Here is a 17,584-nt window from a genome sequence, read left to right as displayed (position 1 = left end):
ACATTTTTAAATAACGAGTCATGAAAAAGAATTTCATCTATATTGTTTCTATCTTGTTGCTCGGGGCATTTTCTTCGTGTAGCGATTTCTTAGACCGCTATCCGCAAGAAGAACTTTCCGATGAGAGCTTCTGGAAAACCCAAACGGATGCGGAAATGGCCGTATCGAATATTTATGAATGCCTTCCGACATGGGACACCGACGAAGACATCAACTCGGACAATGCCGTGCATGGTATCAAATGGGCTGCAGGAAACCAATCGAAAGGTATCTACGACCCGGCCGATTTCGGTTGGTCGAGCGAATACAGCTATATCCGCCAAGCCAACCTGGTTTTGGAAAAGATTCAGGAAATGGACTTGAGCGAAGAGGCTTATAAGCAAATTGAAGGACAAGCCCGCTTCTTCCGCGCTTATCTTTACTTTACGCTAATTCGTCAGTTCGGTGCGGTCCCTTACATCGACAAACCATTGGAACTGACAGATGTGGATAACATTACACGTACTCCGCGCGAAGAAGTGTATGCAAAAGTTATGGAAGATTTCGATGCTGCAATTGCCAATCTGCCTGAAGAATGGGATGCCGACAATGCTGCTCGTGTGACGAAAGGTGCGGCAATGGCCATGAAGGCAAGAGCAGCCCTTTATTACAGCGATTGGGAAGTCGCCATGACGGAAGCAAAGAACGTCATGGACATGAACAGATATGAACTGTATGATAAAGAAAATACGGGTAAATATCAAGAACTCTTCTGGGAAAAAGCCGACGGGTGCGACGAATTCATCCTTTATGTGCAATACAATGCGCCGAATAAAACGCACTACTTGATTGGATGGGAATGTTTCCCGACATTGGGTTGGGGTGGTCTAAACCCGACACAGAGTTTGGTTGACGCATTCGAGGATATTGAAGGAGCTCCTATCAGCGAATCGAAGATTTATGACCCGAAGAATCCGTTCGAGAATCGCGACCCGCGTTGCGAAGTCAATATTTTGCACGATGGCGAAGTAATGTATGGCGTAACTATCAAAGTGGCTCCGCTGAAATCGAGCGGAAACACCGGTATTGCCCAGCATGGCGATGCTACAGCTACAGGATATTACCAGCAAAAGTGGTTAGACCCAAGCATCGACCCGGTATCTACAGGTTGGGAAATGGGTAAAGACTGGGTAACTATCCGGTATGCTGAAGTTCTCTTGACGTATGCTGAAGCAAAGAACGAGCTTTCTCCGTTAGATCCATCCGCATTTGATGCAGTTAATCAAGTACGTCGCCGTGTCGGAATGCCTGATTTGCAGAACACGGATGCCAGCAAACCAACTTATTGTCCGACACAAGATGCGCTCCGTCAACGTATCCGCAACGAATGGCGTGTGGAATTCGCATTGGAAGGTGGTAAACGTCCATGGGATATCCGCCGTTGGGGCATTGCCAAAGAGGTATTGAATGCGCCATTCGAAGGATTGAAATACCGTCTGGTAGACGACCCGAATGCGCCAGATGGAGATGGAGGCAAACGTTGTATCTTATATGAAGGCGATCCCATCCAATTAACAGGTAGCCATTATGAAGACTACAACTATTTGATGCCTGTTCCTCAAACGGAATTGGATTTGAATCCAGGTTTAGGCCAAAATCCAGGGTATAATTAATAACGTTGTTACACAATTGTATTCCGTGTCCTTGACGGCTGTCGAGGGCACGGATTCTTTTAAATCGTTGCACACATGAAGCGCAAATTGCCTTTCATCTTGACGGTCCTTCTTTTTTTCATCTATACAGGCCTGTATGGAGATGTCTTATCTCATATCATCTTTTATCACGAACAACATCATCTTTTCCTTTTCTCCTCTCATTATTTCACGCAACAAATAGAAACAGTCGGATGGATGAGCTACCTTACTGATTTCATCATCCAATTCTTTTATTATCCTTGGCTTGGTTGCATCATACTGGGCGGAATATTGGCCTCTATTTATGGGCTCCTCACCTATAACATCCAAATCATAACAGGCAAGAATGACTGGCTTCAGCTTTCTCTAATTCCTTCTCTTTACCTATTCCTGCAAACGATGGCTGCCGATTACTCATTGGTACCGGTTGTTTCTTGTTGGCTTTTTCTGATATTCTTTACGCTGCTGAATCTACTCTTCTCTCCATACTGGAAAAAAATACATCCGTTCGTGCCGGAATGGAAATGCAGCACGAAAGTAACATACAGCATTACGATAGTTGTCATCGCCGTTTATGCCGTTACCGCTTCCTATCTTTTCATCCATTCATATAATATGAGCGAGCATCGAATGATTAAAGCCGAGCAAGCTGTGAAAGAAAAAAATTGGGACGAAGTACTTCGTCAAACTGGAAAATACTTGGATAAGCGACGAAACAACCAACTTATCTACTATTTCCGCCATTTAGCGCTTTATCATAAAGGCGAACTCCTCTCCCACCTTTTCGATTATCCGCAACCGTTGGGTGTCAAAGGGCTTTATTTCCCATGGAACAGTGACAGCCGGGAAAGTGAATATGGCCATTTTCTCTATGAAGAGTTAGGGCATATCAACGAGGCACAACGCTGGGAGTTCGAAGCGATGGTGGTCTGGGGTGAAACGGCTCCGCACCTTTTGAACCTCGCGCGTTATAACATCATCATCGGGCGGCCTCGCGTCGCACAACGTTTCCTCAATCTATTGAAACAATCCCTTTTTTATGCCGAAGAGGCTAAACGGTTGGAGACAGTTCTATCGTCCGGAAAAGTGGAAGGATTACACTACGCGTTGGCACACGCGCCGACACATCCCGCGCGTTTTGCCAATGTCATGAATATCGGTCCGGAGCTGCTTTACCTCTGTGAACAAGACCAGGGTAACCGTATGGCGTTCGAATATCTCATGTGCGACCTGCTGCTCAGCAATCAGGTAGTCCGCTTCGTCGAATACCTTCCGTTTATCCAGCAATTCGATTATCCGGAAATGCCCGCTATCTTCGAAGAGGCGTTGCTCATGTATAAATTAGGAATCGGCGAAGAGGCGTTTGCCGCGACGGGATATGTCATCCGTCCCCAAACGGAGCAACGCTTTGCTCGCTACTACCAGCTCTTTCAGCAAAAAGATAATTACCGCCTTCGGAAAGAATTCGGGAAAACCTATTGGTATTACTTAAATTTCGTCAGTCCCTATGGAAACAAAATCATTACGAATTAACCTCATCGCCACGCTATGCCTGCTCGCGTTCGGGTTTGCCGGTTGCCGTCCGCAAAATGTCCAAGCAGACAGAACTGAGGAGCAACTTCCTCGTATCTTTCCGGATTACATTGGCGTCACGTTTCCCGTCAACATCGCTCCGGCCAATTTCTATATCCAAGAAAAGGGAGACGCCTTTCACACGGAGATGGGCGTGGGCGAGGAGATTCTCTACTCCACGTCCGGAAGCAAACCCGAAGTCATCATTCCGGAGAAAGCATGGCGTACGCTTTTGCAACGAGCCCAAGGGAAAGAGTTTTTTTTCCGCATTTATATCCAGCGCGAGAAATCATGGACGCAGTACGCCGACATCCTAAATACCGTCAGTCCCGATACAGTAGACGCTTTCCTTGCTTACCGCCTCCTTTACCCAGGCTACGAACTTTGGAACGAAATGGGGATTTACGAACGCAACCTCACGAACTTCGACGTCACGCCCATCCTCGAGAACCGCGACATCGGCAAGCAATGCCTCAACTGCCATACATTCAACCACCAGCGTCCGGCGGATTTCATGCTGCACGTGCGAGGGAAAGACAATGGCACAGTCGTCTATCGCAACGGACAGATGGAGAAAATCGCCGCTTCGGCGACAGGCGCCTCCCACGGGAACACCTATGCTGCCTGGCATCCCAGCGGACGGTTCATCGCCTTTTCCATGAATGAAATCCAACAATTCTTCCACGTTTCGGGGCAGAAACCCATCGAGGTGTCAGACCTCGCGGCCGATTTAGGCGTTTACGACGTCGACCGCCACGTACTTCTTACCGATTCCGCGATTTACGGTCCCGACGCCATGGAGACATTCCCCACTTGGTCTCCCGATGGCCAGACGCTCTTCTTCTGCCGGGGGAATGCCTATACGCACGCTACGCCGCTCGACAGCCTCCGGTACGACCTCTACGCCATCCCATTCCAGGCAGACGATGCCCAACCGTTCGGTACGCCTCGTTGCCTTTATGCGGCTTCGCGCGAGGGGAAAAGCATTTCGTTCCCGCGCGTTTCGCCCGATGGGAATTTCCTCCTCTTTACGATGTCGGATTATGGGAACTTCTCGATTTGGCATCCGGAGAGCGACCTCTATCTATTGGATTTGCGGACGGGCGAGGTGCGTCTGGCCGCGGAACTGAACAGTCCGGATGTCGACAGTTTCCACACGTGGTCCTCGACGGGCCGTTGGCTTGTCCTCAGCAGCAAGCGCCTCGACGGGTTGTGGGCGCGCCCCTTTTTCGCCCATTTCGACGCGGCGACGGGGCAATTCACAAAGCCGTTCCTTCTCCCGCAAGCAGACCCGCATTTTTATGAGACCTTCACGCGGACGTACAACCTGCCGGAGTTCCTCACTGCCCCCGTCACGTCTCAACGCGCCCTGCTTGAAACCGTCTCGCAGCACAACACCGAAATCTCCCTACGCATCCAGGGGCGCTGACGGCTCCTCCTCCTCTTCCGCCTCGCTCCGATTTCGGCCGATGGTCCGGCGGACAGCAAGCAGCTGGTCCTCCAAATTGAGGATGACGCTGCGCAGGGCTTCGCGCTTCTCGGTATTCTGTCCGACCAGTTCGTTGGCGACATAAAGGGCGTTGATAGTTTTGGCCATCTCGTTGAAGGCACGGTCGGAGGCGGCGCGAAACAGGCTCATCTCGGGCATCTCGGCATGAAGGCGTTCTTCGCGGGTGCGTTCGCGATAAACGCGTTGGAACGCTTGGTTGGCGGCCTCCAGGTCTCCGGGTGCGTCGTCCAGTCCCAGTTGGGTCAATACGGTCGCGTAAGGTTCCTCCCTCAGCTGCGTCACCAAATGGGAAAGTATCGCCGTCCGGCTGTCGTACGACATGCGCGTCACGTTTCCCATCCCTTGGAAAATAAAAAAGAGCTGCTTCCCCGCCTCTTTCTTCTCCGCGTGGGGGCAATGCAGGGCATAGGACTTGGCCAACTGCTTGTAAAAGGTAAATACCTCGGTACGGGCATGGTTCGCCTCTGCAATCTTCTCCGTCAACCGATAGCCGCGCTTCAGATGGAAACAATCCCACTCGGCGTCGACAGCGCGCGCGAAATCTTGCCGCCATTTCCCGAAACCATACTTTGTTGCCACCTCTTCGGGCACGCATCTCAGGGCTTCCTGCACAAAATAGAGGTGCTGCGCGGCGCGCGCATTATGCCGCGAAAAATCATAATGAATCTCTTCTATCATAGCCGTTCCTCCTTTTCTACGTTTTTATTTTTGTCTATGGGATTTCTAAAAACAAAGATACATATTATTATCCAATTAGGGGAGCTATATAAGTTATTTTTCTTTTTTTCATCCTATTATAGGAGAAAATCAGGTTATTTTATATTTATTCCTCCTATAACTGGAGGAATCTTTTGAGTTTTAATTTATCTCCTCCGGAAACTGGAGAAATCAAAAATGATTTTCGATTTTAACTCCTGCTTAAGGAGCAGCTAAAAATGATTTTCAAATCTACCTCCTGCTATGGGAGGAGTTTATGCTATTTTACATGGGTTCCTCCAGCTATAGGAGAAATAAAAAATAATTACTTTTTCTTTCTCCAGCATCGCGCCGGGTTCCGAAAAAGGAGTTTTCGCTATCGGACCTTCTTCTCGCTAAAGCCCCAAGCGCAGGGACGCTTCGGGAGGCCCGCCGCAGCATCCCAGAAAAAATGGGACGGCGGAAAGCAAATATCCGTAATCCATATACAGGCGCGCGGCGGAAGAACGCGTATCTTTGCCGCACAAATCATTAAAAAGGAATAAACAATGGAATTAAAAGCGTTTTTGGAATATGTAAAGACGGGGGAAGCGCTCGCCTCCGACGAAATCCACCAATTCATGGACGAAATGAGCGACGAAGCACGGCGCATCACCTTCGAACTAAACAGCGCCTACCATACGCCCGACGAGGTACGCGCGTTGCTCTCGCGCCTGTTCGGTTACGAGGTGCCGAAGACATTCCGCGTCTTCCCGCCCTTCTATACGGACTTTGGAAAGAATATCCACGTAGAAGAGGGCGTGTTTATCAATGCCTGCTGCCATTTCCAGGACCATGGCGGGGTGACGATTGGCGAGGGCTCGCAAATCGGGCACAACGTGGTATTTGCGACGCTCAACCACGGCATCGCGCCCTCCGACCGCTACCATACCTACCCGAAGCCCATCCGGCTGGGACGGAACGTATGGGTTGGCTCGAACGCCACGATTCTCTCCGGAGTGACCATTGGCGACAATGCCATCGTGGCAGCCGGAGCCGTCGTCACGAAAGACGTGCCGGCGAATACCATCGTGGGAGGCGTGCCGGCGAAAGTCATCAGATCAATTGACAATTGACAATGGACAATTGACAATTTGCATCTCTATAAAGAAAAATGGACAATGCGCAGGGGGATTTTGTTCCCATAGCACATTGTCCATTGCTAATTGTTAATTGTCAATTCTTTAATGTTTCAGTTCCTTGATACGGATGTTACGGAACTTGACAGGCGAGCCATGCCCCAAGAAACCGATGTGCCCCTTCTTGTTGAAGAGTCCCGGATGTTCCTGTCCGTCGGGCGTACCTTGCTTCGTCGCTTCGCGGATATTGCCTTCCACAATCACGACGCCGTTGAGCGTCACCTTGATATAATCGCCATCACATACAATCTCCTCGTAGTTCCATTCGCCGACAGGTTTCATCGCCTTCATATGCTGTTCGTTGGCCGGAAGGATGCCGTAGATGGAACCGTGGTGTTGCAGCGGCGTGATGTTGCTGTAAATCGGATGTTCGCAATCGAGGATTTGGCTCTCCATACCGACATACGCCGCGTCGCCCTCCAACGGAGCACGCAACCCGACGCCATTGTTCGCGCCCGGCGTCAACTGGAATTCGAAGCGATAGACAAAATCCGCATATTCTCCCTTCGTGTAGAGATTTCCGCCGAAACTACGGCTCGGCTCCATCGAAATGCAGCCATCGGCCAAGACATAATCGCCCGTGTTGCCCATCCATTCGTACATGTTCGTCCCGTCGAACAACACCTTAAAGCCCTCGCGCTTTTCCTCCTCCGACAATTGGAAAGGCTCGACGCGCTTCAGCTCCTTGACATATAAATTGCGGAACGAACAGCGGCTGCCATGCGCCTGCAACTCGATTTGCTCTACCGGGAAAATCGGTTGCTTCCGGTCCCAGTAATTCTCGAGGATGACATTGTCTACCACCCGTTCGCCGTTGAGGTCGACCGTCACGCGGTCGCCCACCATCTTGATGTAAAACGTATTCCATTCGCCCAGTTTGTTGTCGGCCACCTTCGTAGGTTTGCTGGGATTCTGCTGATTGTTATACAAACCACCGGAACCCACTTGCGCGCCCACGTTGACACGCGCCGTATCCCAAATCTGGACTTGCGGCGTCCCGCGGAGGTAAATTCCCGCATCCGCTTCCGGACCAGCCGGGTCGAGCATCCATTCCACATACATCTCGAAATCGCCATACGACTTCTCCGTACAAAGATTATCGAAACCGGAGCCCTCGAACACCAGACAGCCATCCTCTACTTTCCAATCCTTGCGCATCTGCTCGTCGGCTTTCGCTTGCTTCTTGGCCAACTGCGCCGGCGTCATCTTCGCCCGGGCGATGGGATTTTCCACCAAGCCTTTCCACCCCGTCAAGTCTTTGCCGTTAAATATCGAGACGAATCCCACCTCGTCCGGCATTTCCGCCAAGTGCTTCTTAATACCTTCCCGCTGATAATCGGCATCCGGGTTATCCAACACCTGCGAAACCTTCTCCAACAAAGCACGGACATTCTCGCCCGTATATTGAGGATGCGCCAAGGCAACATTCATCACGGCCTGAGCCGCCGACTGCTGCACCGCCTTATCATCTAAAAACTCTCCGGCATAAAGCAACGCCAGGAAAGTACCCGTCTCTTGCACCTTCTGCAAGACAAGGTTCCGATTCTCAGCCGTCTGAGCCACATCCATGGCTTTCCGCAGACGGAGCAAACGGTTCTCGCCCGTCATATCCGAAGCGGCAATCAATTCAATATACCGCGTCAACGCTTTCGCAGCCAACGCTCCATCCGATTGAGCCACCTCATACAAGAAATCAGCCGCACGCAAATCGTTCCACGCCAGCAACGCTTCCACAGCCGCCTCTTTCGCCGCGCCCGTATTCTTTTGACACCCTTCGATAATCAAGTCCAATGCCTTCTGCTGTCCCGTAGCAGCTAAGATAGGATAATAAAGATGTTTCTTTACCTCGCCCGCTTGATACATACGGCGTACAATCGCTTCCACTTGTTCCGCTTCTGGCATCGACAAGACCGAAGCCGATACCGCAGCCTGCGTTTCTTTTATCTCTTCCGCGTCTGTAGACGATTCCAAGATACCACACATCTCCACAAAATCGCGCGCCGTCACCACATCCTTCAAGGCTTTATAGACTGCCGCACGCACTTCGGACGAAGAATGTTCCCGCTGCGCCAAAATCGTATTGACCTTCGAATCCGCCATCCGCTGCGCAAGCAATTCAATACCAGCAATCTTTCCCCAATCGCCCGCCTTTCCTATCGCTTTCGCCACTTCGTCGTCAATGTCACCAGGGAAAGCCAGCAATGCATCCTGCGCCAAGAGCACCATCTGCTTTTCATTACTTGTCAACAGATTCGCCAGCGTCGGGATAAATCCTTTGTCCCCTATTTTCACCATGGCCCACACGACCGCCTGCCGAACCGCTTCATCTTCCGTATTTAATTCATCACGAAGCACACTGGCAAACGGCAAATCGAAGCGAATCATCAATTTCTTCCAGATAGGATTCTTTTGTTTGCATTTTGCCTCGCGTCCTATCCAATTCAGGATATCCACCTTGACATCCGGCTTCGCTTTCATCATGAACTTCGCAATTTCAATGTCTGCCGTCTCATCCACAAATGCAGAGGCATAATCCAATGCGGCGTTCCGGTATCCTTTGTCTTTATCTTTCAAAGCCGAAAGCAACAACTTGGTTGCCTCTTTCGGTTCGGTCGCCGACATCCAGATTTCCAAAGCTGCCTCGCGGGTTTGCTGAGCATCTGCCTTATGAGCCTTCTTTTGCAAATTCTTAGCCGCCTTTTCGACTACTTCGCGCTTCCCATCTGCCACCAGTCTCTTCAACAACCGGATATAGGCCTCGTTCGCGCCCGAAGGTTCCATCGTATAATGAACAGACTCGGCTGCTTTCTCCAACGTTTCCAACGAAGCTTCGCTCCCGACACAACTCAACGCATAGAGCGCTGTCTTCCGCAAATTCATATCCGTATTCGAAGCAAACGTGAGGAGCAACGTCTCCGCGCCTTCCACGTTTCCAGGTTGCATCTCGGCGATTGCATTCATCGCGTCACGTTGCGTTTTGGGAGTTCCCATGCGTCGTTTGAGCGAACTCACCAAAGCCGTACCTGCCATTTTCGTATCAATGCGCGACAAAGCCCGTGCAGCCGGTCCACTCAATCGTTCGTCGTTTAGAAAACCGGCTAATGTCTCCACGGCCTCATCACCTCCCATAATTTCCAACTGCCGGATAAGGAACGCCTGCGTTTCACGTTCCGAGACAGTTTCCAAGGCTTGGCAATAGGCCTTCGAGACAACTACCCGCTCGTTCTCTTTTCCTTTGGCCATCACATAATGCGAAAGGCCGCTCAACGCATAATCCACCTGTGCATTGCTGCCTTTTCCGGGCGCGTTTATCATCCCGATAAGCGTATGGACAGCCCCCTCGCCTGCCGCACTCAGCTGTCCGATTAATTCGTTATATGCCTTTTGTTCTTGCGCCGGCATCTGCGCCAATACATCCGCCGCCACCGTTTTGGCCGTCCGGTTGGCTGGAGTTTGTGCCATCGCCATGCTTGCGCACAGCAAGAAGGCACCGATTGTCATATATATTTTCTTCATATAAAGATCGTGTACTATGTATTTAAACTTCTAATGGGGAAACTCAAATGCTCCACGGCGCACGCATGGGTTGATCCAACAAACGATTGGCTGCCTCGTCGCCAATGAATTCCAATTTCACCGGGTCGAAATGCAACGTGCGATTGAGACGCAACGCCACGCCTCCCATGTTCACAATCGTGGCGGAACGGAATCCATTGCGTTCATTCAACGCGAAAGGTTGGCGCGTCCGAACACACTGGATAAAGTCTGTCTCCTGAGGTTCCGGTTCGGGGAAATCAGACAATCTCTTCTCCCAATCCGGAATATCACATACGAAATTCTTATAGACGTTACCCTTCGGTCCAGCGATGTAAGGCGTATTCGGATCACCATAATCACCTCCCCAAAGTACAATCTGGCAACCATCCTCGTAAGTATACGTAATAGAACGCCAAGTTCCTACGGCATCGGGATGCTGTTGCGGTGCGTCGACCTCCACTTTTACAGGGCTGGTGTTATCTTTATCCAGGATATATTGCACCGGGTCGATGTAATGTTGCCCCATATCACCCAATCCGCCGGCATCATAATCCCAATACCCGCGGAAAGTAGAATGCACACGGTGCGGATTATAAGGTTTGTAAGGTGCCGGACCGAGCCAGAAGTCGTAATCCAATTCGGCCGGGACTGATTGCGGTTCCAAATACTCTTTCCCGACCCAATAGAATTTCCAATCGAAACCCGTATGTTTGCTAATCGTCACCTTCAAAGGCCATCCCAAGAGACCACTCTGTACCAACTTTTTCAAGGGCTTCACAGGCGTTCCGAGTCCATAGAAGGGATCTGCAAAGCGGAACCAAGTATTCAAGCGGAAGATGCGTCCGTATTGTTTCATGGCCTCCATCACACGTTTGCCTTCGCCAATCGTACGCGTCATAGGCTTCTCGCACCATACGTCTTTTCCCGCCTTTGCGGCTTCTACCGACATGATGCCATGCCAATGGGGAGGCGTGGCAATGTGGACAATATCCACGTTCGGGTCGAGAATCAAATCCCGGAAATCATGATAGGCCGCTATCTTCTCCTGGACCAATTGTTTTCCTAATTCCAAATGCTTCTTGTCGACATCGCAAACGGCCACTAAGCGCGTACCGCCATAATTCAAATGGCCGCGCCCCATACCACCGACACCGATAATACCCTTCGTCAACTGGTCGCTGGGAGCTATATAGCCATTCCCCAACACGTGGCGAGGCACAATCGTAAACAGCGCCACGCCTCCCAAGGTCTTCAAGAAGTTTCTTCTATTCATTTCCATGGTTCAAAATGTTTTTCTGATTAATATCTTATTCTTTATCTAATAACTCTTGCAAATATTTCCGCGTCTCGACCACATAATCGTGCCGTGCGCCATTCAGCTCGCATTCAATCGTAATGGCTCCCTCATACCCTTGCCGCTTCAATTCCTCGATAACGGCAGGGAAATTCACATCGCCTGTAGGAATCGGTACCTCGGCACCCAACTCGTATGGATTGTTCGGGTCGGGATACTTTCCATCTTTGGCATGAAACTCTTTGATGAGCGGCCCGAAAAGCTTGACGGCATCGAGCGAATTGGCCTTTCCGTACATCAGCAAGTTGGCGAGGTCACAATTCACGAAGACATTCCCCGTCCCGATATCTTTTATCGCGCGAATAAGGGTAATGGGGGTCTCCTGCCCCGTTTCGAAATAAATCATCACTCCTTTTTCTTTCGCGTAATTCGCCAAGTCTTGCATTACGCGGATAAAGTCTTTATATTGCGTCGAAGCACAATCCTCTGGAATAAAACCAAAATGGGAGTGCATTGCTGGGATACCAGCCCAAGCACAGAAGTCAATCATCTCGTGGTATTGTTGCACCTTCTCCGCCCGTCCTTCTTCCGGTACCAAACCAATGGTAGAGGGACCTTTCCGAAAATTCCAAGTATTATTCTTTCCGGGCACGCCCACCAACGTCGTCACCTTTATGCCGTACTTCTTCGAAGCGGCCTTGACCTCCTCGGCAAATGCTTTCGTGAGCTTATTCGCCCCGTAATTGATTTCGCAAGAACCGAAACCCTGGTCGCGCAAATCCTTAAAGCTTTTGTCTATGTTGCTCAAATCGTATTGGATTACGCCTATGGTGATATTATTTTCCGCCTCCAGGCAAGGAGAAAAAGAAAACAGGCACGAAGCCGCCAACCATGCTAAAGTTGTTTTCATTGTATTATTTATTTGATGTTAGAATGGTACAAATGTATAGCAAAAACAGGAATAGGCAAGAAAATGGAGGATTAATATATGTAAAAGAAAAGATGCCTATACCTCCTTCCGATTCTCGTTATAATCGTCGGCATTTCCAACGAGAATCGTTTGGGATTATAGGCATCTTTTGTCAGGAAGTCCTTCTATTCGATGAGCAAAATCATACCGCCGCGTCCCATCAATTCGCATTGTTTGAAATCGTGCAATGTCTTACCCCATTGCAAATCTTGTATTTGCGGCAAAATATATTTCGTCGGATGGAAACCCAACGCTTGCTCGTCGATGGTAATCCGGGCTTGTTGCGGGAGGTCTGTCCAATTGGCCAAAACCACCAACGCACGGTTTCCATTCGTATAGACGGTGGCCGGGATGTCCGGATTATCAGTCTTCACTGGGCATTGCGGATCCCAATATCCGTGAATCTCGGCCTCCTTCATGCCAAATGCATCCCATAGCTCCCAAAGCGGGACGGGGTTTCCACTCCAAGGCAAACGAGGTAACATGCCATAGATCATCCCTCGGAAACGGTTCTTAGCGTCGAGCGTCTCACTCAGCAAGCCAAAGGGAATGCCAGACATCTCGACCAACCAGAAATCCATTGTGTTATTTTCGCGGAATCCCTCCCCGATCCATGTGCGATCAACGTAAGGAAGTAATTCTGTATAAATATGGAGCGAATTGGCATAACCAGCGTGCTGGTTCATGTGGTTCCACGAATGGATATCAATGGTACGCCGTTTGCCGTCCTCGTCCAGGATGCGGCGGGCACGTTGGAGCGTTTGCCGGTCGAGTGCGCTATCGTCGATATAGATGCCATCGATGCCCAAGTTCTTCACCATCCAGTGCAATCCTTCCAAATAGTAATTATTCCAGCGCGAATCGGGCGTGGTAATGATCGAAATATCCATATCGCCCGCATACTTGCCCTCGCGGAAGGCATTATACCAGGCGGGAATGAAGTGAGTGGTGAGGTTCCGGTTCAACCATTCGTTCGGACCGTTCGGATGGATCAAGGTACGGGTATCTTTTCCTGGACCCTCATGTATCACCTCCGTACCGAGACTCCGTAACGCCCAAAGTTCCGGTACCTTCACCGTGAGTTCGCGCGTCGTATAATAAGGACGGACGCCGATTCCCTTGGCATGTGCACGCTCAATAAAACGCTTCAAATCCGGCGTCGATTCATCGTAATATGGGTAATTGATGAATGGGTAAATATCCTTCTTATGGTGTACATTGATGAAGTTGGCTCCCGCCTTTTCGGCTTCCGGGATATACGAGGAACTGAGGTCGCTATTCGAATGGTAGAAGCGCTCCGTGGCCAGTTTTTCCAAGTCCAACGGCTTGACGGGTGTAATTTGCAGGTCGAAATAATAATGCAAAACGTCTCCTTCCTTCATCGTACGCTCACCGCTATAAGCTACCAGCCGGGTCGATTCCTTTGCTGGCAAGATATCGATGCCGCCTTTCCCGCCATTCCCCCAGGAAACAGGCAAATTCAATCGACCCAACGCATAATAGATATTGACCAGCGGGCGGACAAAGTGTTCGTCCATGAAGCGAAGGTTCAACCCCGCATTGACGTTTCCCATCCAGATTTTGTCCTGGTGCTTTTCGGCGTTCCAAGTCCACTTGATGACGGAATCCGGACGAAAACCGCCTTTATGCCCCAACCCCATCATATACTTCGAGGCAAAAGCCGTATAAGGCACTTCCAGCCGGATATCTTTCACCAGTTTGTCGCGGCGCGCTTTGACCGCCAGCCGGATATTCGTAATGCCGTCGAAACCGAAGTCTCCCGTACAGTCGACGATGAAGTCCGGACTCTTTTGCCGGGCGGTCCAGACGATGTGCGCGTCTGTTTTCTTTTCGATATGGATAGAAGCCTTGCCAAGCGGTTCAATTCCCTCCTCGGTTTCGATGACGAAGCACATCGCGTCGGCCAAGATGGGATTGGAAATGGTATCGCACAATGCATTATTGGCCGTATAATTCGTAGTGATTTGAGCAGGAAGCCCGTTCGAACCCAATTCCACTTCTCCGCCCAGCCACGAGAAGCTGAATCCCTTCTTCCGCGCCAGTTGGACAGGTTCGTAAGGCCGAGTAGGCGTTTCAGCATTTCCGATAGAAGAATTTAACCAGCGAAGACGGCTCTTCCGCCACCCTTCGTCGTCGCCATGGTGCGCGATAGGTGTCCCTTCGACCGAGAGAACCACCTGGATCTCCGTCTCTTTCCCCTTTTCATCGGAGAGAGTCACGACACCCTCGTAGACACCCTTCGCCGACGTGGGAATATCCATCCCCATCCAAAGCGCCTGCACCTTTCCTTTTTCCACATCGACCCGCTTCTGGAAAGGCTGCCCATAGGTATCGATGCCAGCCAGGTTGAAGCATTGGAAAGCCGACGCCGGAATCCGATCCCCCGCCTCGTTCCGCAGGTCCGAAATCGTGGCGCTTATATTATTTAATGTATGGAACGGAGCAAACACTCCCACTTGCCAGACATAAAACTCGCCCGGCGCGCAGCTTGCCTCCAACTTTTGCCAATCGGCCAGCGGGCGCATGGTCCAGCGGGCCGGAATGGCGTCGGTCAGGCGGATGTCATGCAAACGGTCTTCGGCAAAACAGAAATAGCCCGCCGCCGGAGGATTGGCCAACAACTTCGCCAACGCCTCCCCGGAAGCTGGTTGGCGCATCTCGGATTGCTGTTCGTTCACGATGCCGGTGCGCTTCAAGTCGTCGAACGCGTTCGTCACCTTCTCTTGCGCCGTCAGCGAGGCTTGAAAGGCGAAAAGCATCGCCAGCGCAGGTATCAGTATCTTATTCATTTCATTATAAACCTATATCGTGAATATAAAATTTCCCTAAACTAAAATTCAACTTTATCTTTTAATTTCCGTAAGGTTTGCAAGAGCCTTGCAAATCATTTCTCACCTAAATTCTCATGAATATTGCCTTCGTGAATCTCGTCCGCACCTGTGGAATCGCCGTAATACTCCTTGGCAAGCTTAGCATACTTTTGGTATAAGCGTCCGGCCAGCTCGATTTCATCGCCCTCGGTAATCGGCATCCGGGCTTTGTTCGGCGTAGCGACAAACTGGAGCTCCCAATCAGCCAATCCGTTGTAGAAATCGTTCGCCCGGAAAGCCTCGCGGCCATAGATCTGCGGAAGCCCCTTCTCGACATAAGGCGTGCCGTTCTCTAAGTGTTCAAGCAGCATGGCATAGAACTTGGACCAACGTTGATAATAATAGGACTCGATCAGCCCAGTCCATTCGCGCCATGAATAATCGAAAATATGCGGGTCGCCATCTGCGCCCCAAATTGTGACAAGCGACGTGGCATCCTTTTCGAGCAAATTCTTCTCTTCTTCGGTGTCTCCCCATGAGCGGGCAGCCGTGAGCCACGCATCAAAGTTGAATTCCGGACGAGTACGAAGCAGGGCATCCACGTCGCACAGCATTTCGAGGAAACGGCCACTATGCAAGAGGAATGCCTTTTCATCCTTTTGCTTGAACGCTTCGGCGGCTTGCTTATGAATGGCTTGCCCCAGGTTGGACATGAGCTGGCGCTGCACGTCGACAATATCAAAACGATAGGGCACGGAGTTTTTCATCTTGGCCGAATCGGCAAGCAAAAGCCCCTCGGCCTCGATGAGCAGTTGCGGGTCGTAAGGAATGCCCAGCCCGGCGTTCGGACCTGATTTCTTCACGTCGACGGCCGGACGCGCAGCGATGATAGAGCTTCGTTCCGTCCCATTCGTACCCGGACGATATGGACCTTCCAAGAGGCACATCCAAGCCTTCGTCCCGTTCTCTGAGGCTATGCCGTATCGACGTGCGGCATAGTCGGCCAACCACGCTTCCACATCGATCGAATCCCGATGGAGGGGCATCTCGAACGCCAAATCATAATAAACCGGATTTTGCACAATCGACTCCATAAAAAGACCCGATCCGCAGATGTTCGGGTTCTTCGCCTTGGCCTTCGCATACTGGTTGGAAGCCAACAGACGCAAGTCGCCATGCAAGTTGATGCGCCCACCGAAGTTATGCAAATTGCCCGCCACCAAGGGATAACCCCAAGCCGCGCTGTCGCGTTGGCTCAAGGCGCCGTTGAGGTCCAAAATAATCAAATCCTCCTTGGGCACGGCTTTGACAATCGGTTCGCGGAGGCTCCAGCCCTGCATCGCCCATTTGGCATTCGGATCAAAATCCTTAAAGAGCTTGTAGATGGAGTTGCCCACGGCGCTTAAATATTCCGGCGTATCCACAGGAGGCGCGCTTTCGTGGAATGGGTCGGCGGCATAAACACCATGCGCCCCGAATAGCTTCTTCTCCTCTTCCAAGAAATCGCGCCCCAAGACGAGGAACAAGGAATCGGTCGGGTCGAGTTGCGCCGCCCCCGTAAAGCCGCACCACGAGGGTTGGAGCTGTATCTTCGCCTCCGGATATTTATCTTTCAATTCGCGAGGCACATAGCCAGAGAACCCTTGCTGGATCGGCTGCATGCCAAGCTCCAACTGACGCTCCATGATCTGCTTTCCCAACGTAATATGCTTGTCGATCCATGATTTGGGAAGCGGACCACCGTAACTTTGCAAGTTTTGCATCCATTGCCAAGCAAAATGACCCGGACCGGCGAGGAACTGACGCGCCTCCTCGTCGGTAAAGCCGTGTTTCAATAACGTATTATACCACACAGCCTCAAGGCCGACCACCGAAAGCGGCATATTAATGGAGTTCATCGCCATAAAATCCAACTCGCGCTCCCAACGCTTCCAATCCCACCAAGCTGCCGTATAACTGACCGTGCAATAGTTCATATACACACGGTATTTACCATTGATGGTATTCTTTATCGGCGCGGCGGGCAAAGGCAATTGTTCCGGAAGATCCAACTGATCTCCAAACCACGACACATGTGCATGGCAGATATATTTCAGGTACTGGTTGAAAGCCGTAGCAAGCGACACAGTATTGTTCCCTCGCAAGACGACCTTCCCACCTTCCGAATCAATCTCGTACGCATCTTGCCCATTCACTGGTTTTATCAATTCTAATTGGAACTGGTTCCCATACCCTGGAGTTACACGCTCAATTAAATCATACGCTGCTTGAATACATGGTTCCTTTTCCTGCCGACAACTGGCCAGCAAGAGGAGGAACATAC

10 protein-coding genes are annotated in these 17,584 nt (G+C 50.7%); 4 read left to right on the top strand and 6 right to left on the bottom strand.

Annotated features, from left to right (window positions below):
• The first annotated feature begins 20 nt into the window (after nt 1-20).
• From B5F77_RS07235 to B5F77_RS07225, 3 genes are all read left to right on the top strand, one after another.
• Complete coding sequence (locus B5F77_RS07235) at nt 21-1,652, top strand: RagB/SusD family nutrient uptake outer membrane protein (RefSeq protein WP_087329453.1); 1,632 nt, start codon at nt 21-23, stop codon at nt 1,650-1,652.
• 75 nt (nt 1,653-1,727) lie between these two features.
• A complete protein-coding gene (locus B5F77_RS07230) occupies nt 1,728-3,206 on the top strand; it encodes a DUF6057 family protein (protein WP_087329450.1) in 1,479 nt (492 codons plus the stop codon).
• Nucleotides 3,181-4,674 carry a PD40 domain-containing protein gene (locus B5F77_RS07225; protein WP_087329447.1) on the top strand — a complete coding sequence of 498 codons (1,494 nt, stop codon included), beginning with the start codon at nt 3,181-3,183 and terminating at the stop codon, nt 4,672-4,674. The genes B5F77_RS07230 and B5F77_RS07225 overlap by 26 nt, the downstream gene beginning before the upstream one ends.
• Here B5F77_RS07225 and B5F77_RS07220 read toward each other — a convergent pair.
• Nucleotides 4,654-5,433 carry a DUF6261 family protein gene (locus tag B5F77_RS07220; RefSeq protein WP_087329445.1) on the bottom strand — a complete coding sequence of 260 codons (780 nt, stop codon included), beginning with the start codon at nt 5,431-5,433 and terminating at the stop codon, nt 4,654-4,656. The two genes, B5F77_RS07225 and B5F77_RS07220, sit on opposite strands and share 21 nt — an antisense overlap.
• Nucleotides 5,434-5,999: 566 nt before the next feature.
• Here B5F77_RS07220 and B5F77_RS07210 point away from each other — a divergent pair.
• Complete coding sequence (locus B5F77_RS07210) at nt 6,000-6,566, top strand: sugar O-acetyltransferase (protein ID WP_087329441.1); 567 nt, start codon at nt 6,000-6,002, stop codon at nt 6,564-6,566.
• Between the two features lie 108 nt (nt 6,567-6,674).
• On the opposite strand, the gene B5F77_RS07205 is transcribed toward B5F77_RS07210, so the two are convergent.
• The 5 genes from B5F77_RS07205 to B5F77_RS07185 all read right to left on the bottom strand — a co-directional run bounded on the left by B5F77_RS07205 (nt 6,675) and on the right by B5F77_RS07185 (nt 17,582).
• Nucleotides 6,675-10,145, bottom strand: a complete 3,471-nt coding sequence (locus B5F77_RS07205) for a family 16 glycoside hydrolase (RefSeq protein ID WP_087329439.1) — start codon at nt 10,143-10,145, stop codon at nt 6,675-6,677.
• A 43-nt stretch (nt 10,146-10,188) separates the two neighbouring features.
• On the bottom strand, nt 10,189-11,445 hold the full coding sequence (locus tag B5F77_RS07200; RefSeq protein ID WP_087329437.1) for a Gfo/Idh/MocA family oxidoreductase: 1,257 nt from the start codon (nt 11,443-11,445) through the stop codon (nt 10,189-10,191).
• Nucleotides 11,446-11,473: 28 nt separating this feature from the next.
• A complete protein-coding gene (locus B5F77_RS07195; RefSeq protein ID WP_087329436.1) occupies nt 11,474-12,370 on the bottom strand; it encodes a sugar phosphate isomerase/epimerase family protein in 897 nt (298 codons plus the stop codon).
• A 185-nt stretch (nt 12,371-12,555) separates the two neighbouring features.
• The gene (locus B5F77_RS07190) at nt 12,556-15,240 is read right to left on the bottom strand and encodes a glycoside hydrolase domain-containing protein (protein ID WP_087329434.1); all 2,685 of its coding nucleotides are present in this window, start codon (nt 15,238-15,240) and stop codon (nt 12,556-12,558) included.
• 95 nt (nt 15,241-15,335) lie between these two features.
• The gene (locus B5F77_RS07185) at nt 15,336-17,582 is read right to left on the bottom strand and encodes an alpha-N-acetylglucosaminidase (RefSeq protein WP_087329525.1); all 2,247 of its coding nucleotides are present in this window, start codon (nt 17,580-17,582) and stop codon (nt 15,336-15,338) included.
• Nucleotides 17,583-17,584 lie beyond the last annotated feature (2 nt).

Origin of the sequence: Parabacteroides sp. An277 (assembly GCF_002159645.1) — a bacterium.
Taxonomy (GTDB): Bacteria; Bacteroidota; Bacteroidia; order Bacteroidales; family Tannerellaceae; genus Parabacteroides.
This window is presented reverse-complemented; position numbering and strand designations above follow the sequence as displayed.